Origin of the sequence: Breznakia sp. PFB1-19 (assembly GCF_029893935.1) — a bacterium.
Classification (GTDB): domain Bacteria; phylum Bacillota_I; class Bacilli_A; order Erysipelotrichales; family Erysipelotrichaceae; genus Breznakia; species Breznakia blatticola.
This window is the reverse complement of record NZ_JARXXJ010000020.1, coordinates 23,593-36,437: the sequence shown is the minus strand read 5'-3', so window position 1 is coordinate 36,437 and position 12,845 is coordinate 23,593. Positions and strand designations below refer to the sequence as shown.

15 protein-coding genes and 1 other annotated feature are annotated in these 12,845 nt (G+C 34.6%); of the genes, 11 read left to right on the top strand and 4 right to left on the bottom strand.

Annotated features, from left to right (window positions below; genetic code table 11):
* Positions 1-214: 214 nt before the first annotated feature.
* Genes M2098_RS09250 through M2098_RS09235 form a run of 4 tightly spaced genes read left to right on the top strand, consistent with a single transcriptional unit; the run spans position 215 to position 3,574 of the window.
* Positions 215-1,153, top strand: a complete 939-nt coding sequence (locus tag M2098_RS09250; protein WP_280683847.1) for an ABC transporter substrate-binding protein — start codon at positions 215-217, stop codon at positions 1,151-1,153.
* Positions 1,140-2,132 carry an iron ABC transporter permease gene (locus M2098_RS09245; protein ID WP_280683845.1) on the top strand — a complete coding sequence of 331 codons (993 nt, stop codon included), beginning with the start codon at positions 1,140-1,142 and terminating at the stop codon, positions 2,130-2,132. Before M2098_RS09250 ends, M2098_RS09245 begins: the two co-directional genes overlap by 14 nt.
* The gene (locus M2098_RS09240; protein ID WP_280683843.1) at positions 2,129-2,887 is read left to right on the top strand and encodes an ABC transporter ATP-binding protein; all 759 of its coding nucleotides are present in this window, start codon (positions 2,129-2,131) and stop codon (positions 2,885-2,887) included. The genes M2098_RS09245 and M2098_RS09240 overlap by 4 nt, the downstream gene beginning before the upstream one ends.
* Positions 2,888-2,890: 3 nt before the next feature.
* The gene (locus M2098_RS09235; RefSeq protein ID WP_280685277.1) at positions 2,891-3,574 is read left to right on the top strand and encodes a Crp/Fnr family transcriptional regulator; all 684 of its coding nucleotides are present in this window, start codon (positions 2,891-2,893) and stop codon (positions 3,572-3,574) included.
* A 45-nt stretch (positions 3,575-3,619) separates the two neighbouring features.
* Here M2098_RS09235 and M2098_RS09230 read toward each other — a convergent pair whose 3' ends face one another.
* A complete protein-coding gene (locus M2098_RS09230) occupies positions 3,620-4,210 on the bottom strand; it encodes an exonuclease domain-containing protein (RefSeq protein ID WP_280683839.1) in 591 nt (196 codons plus the stop codon).
* A 35-nt stretch (positions 4,211-4,245) separates the two neighbouring features.
* On the opposite strand from M2098_RS09230, the gene glpK reads away from it, so the two are divergent.
* Entirely contained in the window at positions 4,246-5,730 is a 1,485-nt protein-coding gene (gene glpK / locus M2098_RS09225; protein WP_280683837.1) for a glycerol kinase GlpK, read from the top strand.
* Positions 5,731-5,778: 48 nt separating this feature from the next.
* On the opposite strand, the gene M2098_RS09220 is transcribed toward glpK, so the two are convergent.
* The 3 genes from M2098_RS09220 to M2098_RS09210 all read right to left on the bottom strand — a co-directional run bounded on the left by M2098_RS09220 (position 5,779) and on the right by M2098_RS09210 (position 8,519).
* On the bottom strand, positions 5,779-6,711 hold the full coding sequence (locus tag M2098_RS09220) for a magnesium transporter CorA family protein (protein WP_280683835.1): 933 nt from the start codon (positions 6,709-6,711) through the stop codon (positions 5,779-5,781).
* Positions 6,712-6,774: 63 nt separating this feature from the next.
* On the bottom strand, positions 6,775-7,662 hold the full coding sequence (locus M2098_RS09215) for a fructose bisphosphate aldolase (RefSeq protein ID WP_280683833.1): 888 nt from the start codon (positions 7,660-7,662) through the stop codon (positions 6,775-6,777).
* Positions 7,663-7,751: 89 nt separating this feature from the next.
* Positions 7,752-8,519 (bottom strand): SDR family oxidoreductase, encoded by a 768-nt coding sequence (locus tag M2098_RS09210; protein ID WP_280683832.1) that lies wholly within the window; start codon positions 8,517-8,519, stop codon positions 7,752-7,754.
* 223 nt (positions 8,520-8,742) lie between these two features.
* Positions 8,743-8,950: a binding site (T-box leader), on the top strand.
* Between the two features lie 34 nt (positions 8,951-8,984).
* Between M2098_RS09210 and M2098_RS09205 the strand changes: the two genes are divergently transcribed.
* The 6 genes from M2098_RS09205 to M2098_RS09180 all read left to right on the top strand — a co-directional run bounded on the left by M2098_RS09205 (position 8,985) and on the right by M2098_RS09180 (position 12,819).
* Positions 8,985-9,641, top strand: coding sequence for an amino acid ABC transporter permease (locus tag M2098_RS09205; protein WP_134170160.1), 657 nt, complete (start codon positions 8,985-8,987; stop codon positions 9,639-9,641).
* Positions 9,634-10,359 carry an amino acid ABC transporter ATP-binding protein gene (locus tag M2098_RS09200; RefSeq protein ID WP_280683829.1) on the top strand — a complete coding sequence of 242 codons (726 nt, stop codon included), beginning with the start codon at positions 9,634-9,636 and terminating at the stop codon, positions 10,357-10,359. Before M2098_RS09205 ends, M2098_RS09200 begins: the two co-directional genes overlap by 8 nt.
* 21 nt (positions 10,360-10,380) lie before the next feature.
* Positions 10,381-11,145 carry an ABC transporter substrate-binding protein gene (locus M2098_RS09195; protein WP_280683826.1) on the top strand — a complete coding sequence of 255 codons (765 nt, stop codon included), beginning with the start codon at positions 10,381-10,383 and terminating at the stop codon, positions 11,143-11,145.
* Positions 11,146-11,211: 66 nt separating this feature from the next.
* A complete protein-coding gene (locus M2098_RS09190; protein ID WP_280683824.1) occupies positions 11,212-11,487 on the top strand; it encodes a hypothetical protein in 276 nt (91 codons plus the stop codon).
* 100 nt (positions 11,488-11,587) lie between these two features.
* Positions 11,588-12,358 carry a threonine/serine exporter family protein gene (locus M2098_RS09185; protein WP_280683822.1) on the top strand — a complete coding sequence of 257 codons (771 nt, stop codon included), beginning with the start codon at positions 11,588-11,590 and terminating at the stop codon, positions 12,356-12,358.
* On the top strand, positions 12,355-12,819 hold the full coding sequence (locus M2098_RS09180) for a threonine/serine exporter family protein (protein WP_280683820.1): 465 nt from the start codon (positions 12,355-12,357) through the stop codon (positions 12,817-12,819). The genes M2098_RS09185 and M2098_RS09180 overlap by 4 nt, the downstream gene beginning before the upstream one ends.
* Positions 12,820-12,845 lie beyond the last annotated feature (26 nt).

Below are 12,845 nucleotides of genomic sequence, written 5' to 3'. Positions count from 1 at the left end.
TCGATTTTTTGTCAACACATTGAGCAAATAAAAAAGAAGGGTCAGATATTTCCAACTCTTCTATGTTTTACAATCCTTAACTTAATGACATTGGTAAATATGCTCGCTTTTTTTTATAAGATTTTGTTTGGCAACTATAAGAACTTCTTTAGTTGTTTTTATTTTATAACTGCGTACAATGATAGTGATAAATATCACGAAATGGAGAATGTTTATGAAAAAAGTTATTATTATGTTACTGACTTGTTTTGTATTGTTTGGTTGTCAAAATGCAACACAAAACAAGGATGATAAGAATGCAGTTGTAACGGTTACAGATAGTATTGGAAATAAAGTAACAGTTGCAAAAGGTGCAAAGCAAGTTGTTGTACTTGGAAGTTCATGGGTGGATCTTTATAAACTAGCTGGTGGAATGCCTGTAGCAACAACAAGTGATGCAAATCGTTTTGATTATATTAATGGAAATAAAGATGTCGAAATTGTAGGGGATGTAAAGCAACCAAACTTGGAAAAGATTGTCGCTTTACAACCTGATCTAGTTATTTTAGGTGATGATTTAGCTGGACATAAGGCGCTAACAACATCACTAGAGGAAGCAAGTATTCCAGTATTTGTCACAAAAGTGGAAACGTTTGATGATTATTTAAACGTATTAAAAAGTTTAACGATGATTACAGGAGATACAGATGCGTATCAAGAAAAAGGGGTAGCAGTAAAACAAGATATTGATAATTTACTAGCCCAAATTCCTGTTTCAGATAAAGAAAAACAAACTGCTTTATTTATGCGTGGATTTTCTACAAATGTAAAAGCAATTGCAAAAGACCATACAGTTACTGATATTTTAGATGAAATCGGAATTGAAAACATTGCGCAAAAAGATGGCTTTCCATTAGATACAATATCAATGGAAGCAATATTAAAAGAAGATCCTGATTACATTTTCTTTACAACAATGGGTGATGAAGCAAAAGCAAAAGCAAACATAAAAAAATCGTTGGAGGATGATCCTGCATGGTCTACATTAACTGCTGTGAAAGAAGGACATGTATATTATTTAGAAAAAGATTTGTATCATTATAAACCGAATTCACGTTGGGCTGAAGCGTATGAACATATCCTACAAATTGTGTATCCAGATGTTTTCCAATAAAAGATTCAATCGTTTTATAGTGGCGGGTTTTCTTGGACTTATCTTGCTAGTATTAGCAAGCATTTCCTTTGGTTCAAGTGAGACCTCCTTTCAGGAAGTTTGGGACTATATATTTCACCATACCAATGCAACTGTAGGAAACATATTATGGTATGTACGAATTCCGCGAACTATAGCAACGATTTTATGTGGAAGCGCACTTGCCGTAGCTGGATTGCTATTTCAGTCTGCATTAAATAATGCATTAGCATCCGCTGGAACGATAGGTGTCAATTCAGGAGCTGGTCTATTTGTTGTCTTAGGAGCGATTTTATTTCCTGGAGTTTTTGTAGCTAAATCTATCTTTGCCTTTGCAGGTTCTTTGTTAGCTGCAATTCTTATATTCTTTATTGCTAGAAAAAATGTATCAAAATCAACAATCGTAATGGCTGGAGTTGCGATATCTAGTTTGCTAACTGCTTTCAGTGACACCCTAATTACTTTATATCCAGACACAGTGATGGACAAAAGCACCTTCTTCATTGGTGGTTTTGCACATGTACAAAGTGTAAGTCTACCATTTATTGGATTCGTAGTAATTGTTTGCTTAATTGCATCATGTGTCTTAGCAACACGGATGAATGTGTTGATGCTAGGTGATGAAATGGCAAATTCATTAGGACTTCCAGTTGTTCGAACTCGTTATATATTAATATTCATTGGAGCAATTTTAGCTGCTTGTAGTGTAAGTATTGGTGGTATTTTAAGTTTTGTTGGTTTGCTAGTTCCGCATATGATGCGTTCTCTATTAGGTAATGATCATCGATACTTACTGCCTGCAACACTACTTGTCGGTGCAATTCTTGTTCTTGGCTGTGATTTGTTAGCACGACTAATTTTTGCACCATTTGAAATTCCGGTTGGGATTATTTTGTCGTTTTTAGGTTCTCCATTTTTCTTGTGGCTAATTTTAAGTCGACGCAAGAGGTTACAAGTATGATGAAAGTTTCACAACTGAGTGTAGTTTTAGAACATCACCAAATTTTGCATGATATATCTCTTGATATTAGACAAAGTTCATTTACTTGCATTGTTGGGAAAAATGGAAGTGGAAAAAGTACTTTACTAAAAGCGATGAATCAATATCTTTCCTATACAGGTACAATAACGTTAGACAATAAAGATATTACACAAATATCAAAAGAAGAACGCGCGCGTATGATGTGTTATTTACCGCAACAAAGAAGCATTCCAAACATGAATGTAGAACAACTGATATCACATGGTCGCTATCCACATTTAGGATTTTCAAAGACACTACAACCACGAGATGTAAAGCTAATCCAACAAGCTGCTAAAGAAGCTGGAGTAGAAAACTTACTGCATAGAAATTTGACTTCACTATCTGGTGGGGAAAGACAACGTGCATATATTGCAATGATGATTGCACAGGATACTGACTATATCTTATTAGATGAGCCAACAACGTTTTTAGATGTAGAATATCAACTAGATATTATGGATTTACTCCATAAGTTAAACAAACAAGGAAAAACAATTGTTATGGTTGCTCATGATTTACCACAAGCCTTTACCTATGCTTCTGATATCGTTTTGATGGACCAAGGGCGTATTATAAGTCACTCAAAACCAGATGAGTTGATTCAAACAGATGAAATATATCGCTGCTTTGGTGTTCATGTTCGTTTGTCACAAAATCCAAATGATTTATATCGATATACATTTGAAAGGTAGACTATGGCTATGAATATTGATTCTTCCATCACTTTGTTTGATGATATTAAAACAGATTCATATAAAAAAATAGAAGAATCTGCCAAAGTATGTATAGTAAAAAAAGGAACATGCTTATACAACGAGCATCAACAAGTGGATGATTTATATATTTTGCTAGAAGGTACAGCTATTGCATACAAGAAAACAAATGATTTAGAGCGTCGCATTTTATTTATTCATCGTAAAGGTGAAATTATGAATGAGGAAATCTTAGATGGACAAAAAAGTAGCAGTTCAACGCAATGCATTACAGATGTGCGTTTGTTAGTTATTTCGTGTAAGAGTTTTAAACAAGCATATATGCATGATAAAGTTTTGTTAAATCATGTAATGGAACATATGAGTTTACGTATTCGACGGATGTATCATATGAGTAAAAATGCAACAAATGTATTACGACTGGATAAGAAAATTGCTGCAAGATTATGGAAACTTGCCAAGGATTTTGGAAAAGATACATCAGAAGGTCGAGAGATTGATTTTCCATTATCGATTACTCTGCTTTCTGAATTTGTTGGCAGTACACGTGAAAGTGTCTCTAGACAAGTCAAAGTATTACAGGATGCTGGTTATTTAATAATGAAGAAGAAGCGATTCATTATTTGTGATATGAATCGAATATGTGTATACGCACAAAGCAAATAAAAAAGGACGATGTATATGAAATTCATTCATATGACATTGTCCTTTTTAGAATGTTGATCGATTTGCACAATAATATTGATAAACGGTTGCACAAACTTCGCAGTCAGCAACGGCTCTGTGACTTATCGCGACAAGTCCAAAAAACTCTTTTAACGTACTAAGTTGGTGATTTCCACAAACAGATTTAGGAATTACACGTCTAGCCAAAGTAACTGTGTCAATAACAGGATTCGTTAATGAAGGAAGATTTGCGGCAGTGCACTCTGCATCCATCATACCAATATCAAATGCAGCATTGTGTGCAACAAGTGGTAAGTCTTCAATAAAGGTTAGAAAGTGTTCATAAACTTCATGGAATAAGGGAGCATCAGCAACATCTTGATTTGTGATTCCAGTAAGATTGGTAATAAATGAAGGGATGTGTATCATTGGATCAATAAAACATTGAAACTCATCAATCATCTCATGATTTCGATACTTGATTGCACCGATTTCTATAATCTTAGATGATGAACTTGTTCCTGTTGTTTCTGTATCAAATACAATATAATCACTTGGCATATCAGCGTTAAATGATTCCTGGTACTTTAATGTTTGATATAAACTTTTTCTCATGGTTTCATTATACTCATTCATGTTTCTTTGTCTACTTATTATGGTAAAATAAAAGTATGAAAAAATATATATTAGCCCTGGATTTAGGGACAACAAGTATTCGTGCAATTGTATTTGATAAGGCGAGCAACATCATTGCAAAGGAACAAAAGGAGTTTACACAATTCTTTCCATATAATGGATGGGTGGAACAAGATGGAGAAGAAATTTGGCAAACCTTGCAAACGGTAATCGCTAACTTGATGGTAAATCAACATATTGACTTAGCTGATATTGAAAGTATCGGGATTACTAACCAAAGAGAAACAACACTCATATGGGATGTAACAACCGGACTGCCAATTTATCGAGCAATTGTGTGGCAATCAATGCAAACAAACGATATCTGTGAGACTTGGAAGACAAATGGATATGAAGAACTTGTAAAATCAAAAACTGGATTGCCAATCAATCCGTATTTTAGTGCGAGTAAAATCCGTTGGATTTTAGATCATGTAAAAAAGTCTTCAAAAAAACTAGAAATAAGTAATTTACGATTTGGTACAATCGATTCATGGATTTTGTGGAAACTTACAGGCGAACATAAAACAGATGGATCCAATGCATCACGGACGATGTTATACAATATCTTTGATTTGTGTTGGGATAAACAGTTATGTGAAATGTTTGATATCGATATGCAACTATTACCTGAAGTATGTGATAGTAGTTGTGTTTTTGCCAAAACAAATCCAAATGTCTTCTTTCACCATGAAATACCAATATGTGCCATAGCTGGGGATCAACAGGCAAGCATGTTTGGTCATGGCTGTTTCGAATCGGGTATTGTTAAGAATACATATGGGACTGGTTGCTTCTTACTTATGAATGTAAAAGACAAGCCATACATATCACAAAACGGTTTACTTACAACAATTGCGTGGTCAATAGATGGTGTCGTGGATTATGCTATTGAAGGAAGTATCTTTGTTGGTGGAAGTGCAGTACAGTGGTTACGCGATTCACTGCAAATTATAACTACATCAGCAGAAAGTGAAAGTCTTGCTAAGCAGGCAAAAGAAGATCATGGAGTATTCTTTGTGCCAGCATTTGTTGGGCTTGGTTCTCCATACTGGGATAATGAAGCAAAAGGTACAATCTTTGGCTTAACTCGTGGATCAGGAAAAGCTGAAATAGCACGTGCTACACTGGATAGTATTGCTTATCAAACAAGAGATGTGTTAGAGGTAATTGCTGAAGAAAGTAAGCAGGAGATACTTAGACTTCGTGTTGATGGGGGAGCAAGTGAAAATGAATTGCTCATGCAATTTCAAGCGGATATCACAAATACAGATATCGATGTTGCTCATATTGGAGAAACTACAGCACTGGGAGTAGCATATTTAGCTGGACTTGCTACTGGTTTTTGGAAGAATCAACAAGAAATTTTACAATATCGACAAGTAAAGAAAAGCTATCGTGGAAAGATGTCTGAAATAAATCGCAATCAGTTATATCGAAAATGGAAGAAAGCAGTTGCTGCTACCATACTATTCAAATAAAAAAACAAGCCAAGTATTTGTATATGTATACATTGCTTGGCTTGTTTGCTATTTAAAACGATCAATACGATTAAACATATATGCTGCAATTCCTGATAATAAAAATGCTAATACAGTTATGATTACCCAACTAAGCTCACCATTGTCATCAAATGGTAGGGGAACATTCATACCATAGAAACTAAAGATGATTGTTGGTATCGTAAGAATCAATGAATAAATCGTTAAGAACTTCATTACTGAGTTCATCGAGTTGGAAATAATTGCAGAATATGAGTCAGTCATCTCATTCAAAATACGGTTAGAAATTGTTGCCATATCGATTCCTTGCTCAATTTCAACTGTTAAGTCATCTAAGATTTCATCATCTTCTTCATATAATGTTAAGTAACGTCCACTTTGAATTTTACTAATGACAATAAAATTTGATTTCAATGACATAATAAAGAAAATCAAACTACGTTCAATGCGCATCAATTCCATCAAATCTTTATTCTTTGGCGTAGTACCTAAGGACTGCTCGATTTTTACACGCATTTTATTTAAAACACGTAAGTCATTTAGGTATTGTGATGTAATTTCCAGTAACCATAACAAGACAAAACGAGTTTTTAGTTGTGGATCTAAGCTATTACGAAAACGATCACTAAATGCATTGCGCATATGTTCATTTGAAAAACTAGTTACAATAACACTGCTTTTAATAATAAAACTCATTGGTCCAGAAGAATAAATTGATGTTTTTTGTTCATCACGAAAGGGGGCGTCAAAGATGATTAGAAGTGTATTCGTATCTTCATCGTAATCAATACGCGCACTTTCATCCTTATCCATGGAATAGGTTAAAAATTCTTCAGGTATATCATATTCTTTCTGTAATCGAATACTTTCCTCCTGATCATTAAGATGACGTTCAATCCAAGGTCTGAATTTTGCTTTTTCAGTTACTTCATTCATCCAATCACTTCCTTTCATGTCCATGTACTATTCTACCATGTTTTTCATAAAATACTAAAAAAACGAGCATTGCTCGTTTTGTAAAAGTTAAGTGATTGATGCTTGATAGATAGAGTCAATTGCATTATTTAGCATATTATCAAAATCTTGATTGCTTTGTTTTGCATTTAGACCCTCACTTAATGCTCTTGAGAAACTTGCGATTAGTCCGTGGTTTCTAGCAAGACGTTCATTTGCTTCTTCACGAGAATATCCACCAGATAATGCAACAACACGTACAACGTGTAGTTCATGCATCAAGTCTTCATAGAAATTATCAACGGTGGGAATGGATAGTTTAAAGATAACTTTATCTTTTGGATTTAATGCTTCCAAGTGTTTCATGATTGACTCTTTGAGTATTGTTTCTGCTTCTTGTTTGTCAGGAATGTGAATATCAACTTCAGGTTCTAAAATAGGAACCAAACCATAACTGATGATTTTTAATCCATATTCAAATTGTTGTTTCACAATTTCCTCAATACCTTCTTTGTTTGCAGCTTTAATAACTGAACGCATCTTTGTCCCAAAGATATGACGTTCTTTTGCACGCGTCAACAAATCGTCAATTCCTACAATTGGTTTCATCAATTGCACACCATTCTTTTCTTCTTGTAAGCCTTGGTCGACTTTTAAGAAAGGAATGATTCCTTTTACTTCCCAAAGATAATCTGCTGTAAAGCGATCATCAATCTTGCGGTCCATCGTATTTTCAAATAAAATGGCTCCTAAGATTTTACTAGAATTAAATGATGGGGATGTAATAATTCTTGTACGCATTTCATGTACTAGGGCAAACATTTCATCATCATTGTGAAATGCATTTTCTGATATTCCGTATGCTTTTAATGCTTTTGGAGTGCTTCCTCCAGATTGGTCAAGAGCAGCGATAAAGCCTTTTTCGTGCTCCATACGATCGAATTGTACTTGGTTCATAAATAGTACCTCCTTCAATTGTGATTATAACACTATGGTTAATTTATGAAATTGAGATGATTGAAAAAAGAGCGATACGCTCTTTTTGGTTAAACGATGTTCATTCCACCATCAACGATTACAAATTGTCCAGTTACATAACTTGAGGCATCACTAGAGAAATATAAGATAGTTCCATTTAGTTCACCACGTTTACCAGGACGATTCATTGGGTTTAATGAATTATACATTGTTAAGAATTCATCTGATTTGAATAATGTGTTCTCAGTCATTTCACTTTCAAATAAACCAGGACCGATGGCATTTACAGTAATATTGTATTTACCATAACTTGCAGCCATACCTTTTGTTAGTCCAAGGACTGCAGCCTTACTTGCATTATATCCGTGACGAATAAATGTATCGGATTTATCAGCAATCACTGCATTAATTGATGCGATATTTACGATTTTTCCATATTGTTGCTTCATCATTTCTTTAACAACGTATTTACTAACTAGGAAAATACCTTTTACGTTTACATCCATACTTTTATCCCAGTCTTCTACGCTTAAAGAATCAACTCCACCACGAACTGCAACTCCTGCATTATTTAATAGGATGTCTAAGTGTCCGTAATGTTTTGTAGCTTGTTCGATAGCTTCTTTTACCATATCTTCATTGGTAACATCCACTTGGTATGTAACCGCATCAACTCCAAGTGCTTTTGCTTCTTTAGCCACTTCATCTAATTTTTCTTTTCTTCTTGCAAGTAATACTAAGTTTGCACCTGCTTTCGCATATGCTAGGGCAGCATCTTTACCTAAGCCACTACTAGCTCCAGTAACAACTACTACTTTTCCGTTTAATTCAAACATATTAAGTCCTCCTTACTGTTGCATGTAAGCAACTTGTTCACTTATATTAAACACGCTAAATCATAACTATACAAACGTTATGCCTGCAAAATTAGTTTTTGTTAAATGTAAAATTAGTTTTGGGTAACTTTATACAAAGAGATAAGTTAAGTCATTTTGTTTCAAGATGTTGTAAATTTCGATGAAAAACACTTGCATTATTTCAATAGTGATTGTATATTATACAAAAGTAATGATTAGGAGTAGTATGTTATTCGAGCTTTTTAGAGACTGGTTGGTTGGTGAAAAATCAGAAGACAGAATTTCAGAACGTGCCTATGAACTCATACTTCGATAGTAATGGAGGGGTATGCGCAAGCTTAGCGTTATAAGTGAGAGCCAATATAATCGATATTGGAAATAAGGTGGTACCGCGTTTTAACGTCCTTTAGATGAGGACGTTTTTATTTTTATTGGAGGAACGTTATGAATTTTGATATTAGTATTATTGAACAGTATGGTCCATTAATCCTTAGTGGATTACCGATGGTTTTGTTTATTTCATTTGTGTCGGCAGTCTTTGGGTTTTTGATTGGACTTCTTGCAGTATTTCTAAGAGGTAGAAATAAAGTGCTCAAAACAATTGTAAATGGATATATCGATTTAATTCGTGGTACTCCAGTATATGTGCAATTGATCTTTTTCTACCTAGGATTGCCTGGATTATTCCCAGGATTTAATCCACCTGAGGTATTGAGTTGTATTATTGTATTCTCTATTAACTCAGGAGCATACTTAAGTGAAATCTTACGTGCTGGAGTTGAAGGGATTGATCGTGGACAAATCGAAGCTGCTAGAGCCCTTGGTGTAAGTAAAAGTGATATTGCTAGACACATTATTTTCCCACTTGCATTACGAAATGTTTTACCAGCAGTTATGAATGAGTTTATTACACTAACAAAAGAAACTTCAATTGTTTCAGTCATTGGAGTTGCAGATATGATGTATCGATACAATAATGTATCTGCATCAACATATTCTACATTTGAACCATTATTAGTGATATTCATTGCATATTATATTTTAAATGTAATCTTGTCACAGATTGGTCGTTTTATAGAAAGGAAGTTATCGTATGCTTAAAGTAGAGCATTTATATAAAGAATACAATGAACAAGTGAAAGTTCTATTTGATGTAAATTTCACATTTGAAGATGGAAAAACCTATGCGATTATTGGATCTAGTGGTGGAGGTAAGAGTACATTTATTCGTTGTTTAAATATGTTGGAAGTACCAACAAGTGGAAGTATTGAATTAGATGGGGTCAAAGTCAATGATCCAAAAACGAATCTAGAAGAAGTTCGTACGAAAATGGGAATGGTATTTCAAAACTTCAATTTGTTTGAACACATGACTGCTCTTGATAACGTGACATTTGCACTTCGTAAAGTTAAGAAAATGAGCAAAGAAGCTGCAGACAAAAAAGGAAAAGAGTTGTTGCAACAAGTTGGACTTGGACATCGCTATGATTCGTATCCACATCAAATGAGTGGTGGGGAAAAACAACGTTGTGCAATTGCTCGTGCATTAGCAATGGACCCAGAGGTATTGTTGTTTGATGAACCAACAAGTGCACTTGACCCAGAAATGACAAGCGAAGTATTAAAAGTATTACAAAGTTTATCGCATAAAGGAATGACGATGATTGTCGTTACACATGAAATGAACTTTGCTAAAGAAGTCGCTGATGAAGTCATCTACATGGATAAAGGAAAGATTGTAGAACATTCACCAGCACTGGAATTCTTTGAGCATCCAAAAACAGAGAGAGCACAGGAATTCTTAGCAAATATGATTTAAATTAAATTGGGAGGAAAGATGATGAAAAAGGTATTAGGATTATTTTTAGTTATTGGTTTACTTGTAAGTGGTTGTGGTGGTTCTGGTGATACAAAAGATGGAGCTGACAAAGACAAATTGACAGTCTTAACAAATGCAGGTTACCCACCATATGAAATGACTGATGAAAATGGAGATCTTTATGGATTCGATATTGATGTGATGACTGAAGCTGCAAAAATTATGAAAGTCGATATTGAATGGAAAAATGTTGACTTCGATGCAATTCCAGAAATGGTACGTCAAGGAAAAGGGGATGTAGCAATTGCTGGTATTACACCAAATGCTGAACGTGCAAAGAAAGTAGATTTCTCTGAGTTATATTACACATCTGATGATATGAAAAATGTTGTTCTAGTAAAAGAAGACAGTCCAATTCAAACAGAAGAAGATATTAAAGGAAAATCAATTGGAATTCAAATTGGGACAGTTCAACAATTAATCATGGAAGGTATGGAAGATTCGTATGATTTATCATTTAAGAAATTAAAAAGTTATGCTTCTTTAGTTCAAGAGTTGAACAAAGGTGTAATTGATGCGATGGTTGTTGAAAAAGCAGTTGCTGATGGATTGATGGAAGGAAATGATGGGTTACGTTATTTCTACATGGAAAGCGGAGATGAATTAACAGGAAATGCAATGATTTTCGCTAAAGATTCTGCATTAAAAGAAAAATTTGATAATGCAATTAATGAAATGAAAGAAAACGGTACATTAGATAAATTAATCGAAAAGTGGTTTGAATAGTTTACAACTTTATACATGCTCTTAAATCTATGGTATAGTATAGAAAAGAGACGGAGTGTAGAGTATATGGAAGAACAAAAACAAATAACAAATTATGACAATCTAGAATTACTAGATATGAATCCTAAAGAGACAAAAAGTAAGTTGGCAAATATTGAATTAAGTGAAGATACACTTGTTCGTGCGAGTTTACTTGGGGCAGGTGCTCTACTCGTAGTAGGTGGTGCATTACTGCATAAGAAACATCCAGTAGTTGGAAGCATTTCTATTGCTAGTGGATTAGGATGTGTTGCAACTGAAGTTGCACGTACTGTCATTAAAAAGCAGGAACACAAAGAATAAAGTGTTTCTGCTTTTTCTTTTAGGCATTGCTCATAAAAATGTGTATAATGATAACGTGTCACTACAACATGTAGAATATATTAATTTATAAGGAGTTTGTATGAGACCTGAAATCGTGTTGAAAGCTGGTTCGCTAGCTGGAAAAATATTATTAGAAAATGGAGCTGAGACATATCGAGTAGAAGAAACAGTTACTCGTATTTGTGAGTCATTTAATGCGGATGACGCAAATGCGTTTGCTACTCCGACGGGACTATTTGTGTCATTTGAATACGAAGAAGAAACCTATGTAAAGGTACTTAGGATAAAACAAAATGCTATGGATCTTGAACGTATCCATTTGGTCAACGATATTTCAAGAAAGTGCGTAACAAAAGAACTTGATGAAGTACAAGCACTTAGTGCATTACGAAGTGCGTCGATGATTGAAGGATATAAAAATGCTTGGAAGATTATCAGTGCTGGGTTTGCTGCAATGTTTTTTACGTTTCTTTTCGAAGGAAATCTATTTGACGGAATCGCTGCAGGTCTTGTTGGTGGGGTTGTTCAGGTAATTCGAATGGAGTTGGAAAAGTTGAAGCTTAACTCAATTGTGAATATTATTGTATTATCTGCAATTTTGACAATCCTAGTATTACTGCTTACATATATAGGTTTTGTGGATCATCGAGATATTGCAATCAGTGGAGCGATTATGTTACTTGTGCCAGGAGTGGCGATTACAAATGCGGTACGAGATTGGATATCAGGTGATTATATGTCAGGTGCGACTAGGGCAATCGAAGCGGTCTTGATTGCGATTGGGTTAGCTGTGGGAGCAGGGCTCATATTAAGCCTCTGGATGAACTTTATTGGAGGTGGAGTGTTATGATTCTATCTCTTGTTAAAATCGCTAGTGCTGCGCTTTCTTCGTTTTTCTTTGGGGTATTGTTTAATATAAAAAAAGAGAATCTAGTATATGGTGGTATTGGTGGTGCTATTGGTATGTTAATTTATGAACTATGCAAATTTGGTCAGTTTAGTTCCGCATCGTCTATGTTTCTTGCTGCAGTAGGATTTGCAACATATTCAGAAATTATGGCACGCGTACGTAAAACCACAGTAACGACTTTTGTGATTAGTTCATTGATACCACTAGTTCCTGGTGGAGGGATGTACGAAACGATGTTATATGTTGTTAATAATCGTTTAGATGAAGCATTAAGTACCGGACTTGATACACTAATCAAGGCAAGTATGCTTGCTTTGGGGATGTTGTTTGTTTCAAGCTTCTCCCGTGTAATCAAAATTAGAAAAAGTAGAATAGAACAAAAAAGAACTTCGATCTTGTAAGCAACAAGAATGAAGTTCTTTGTTTT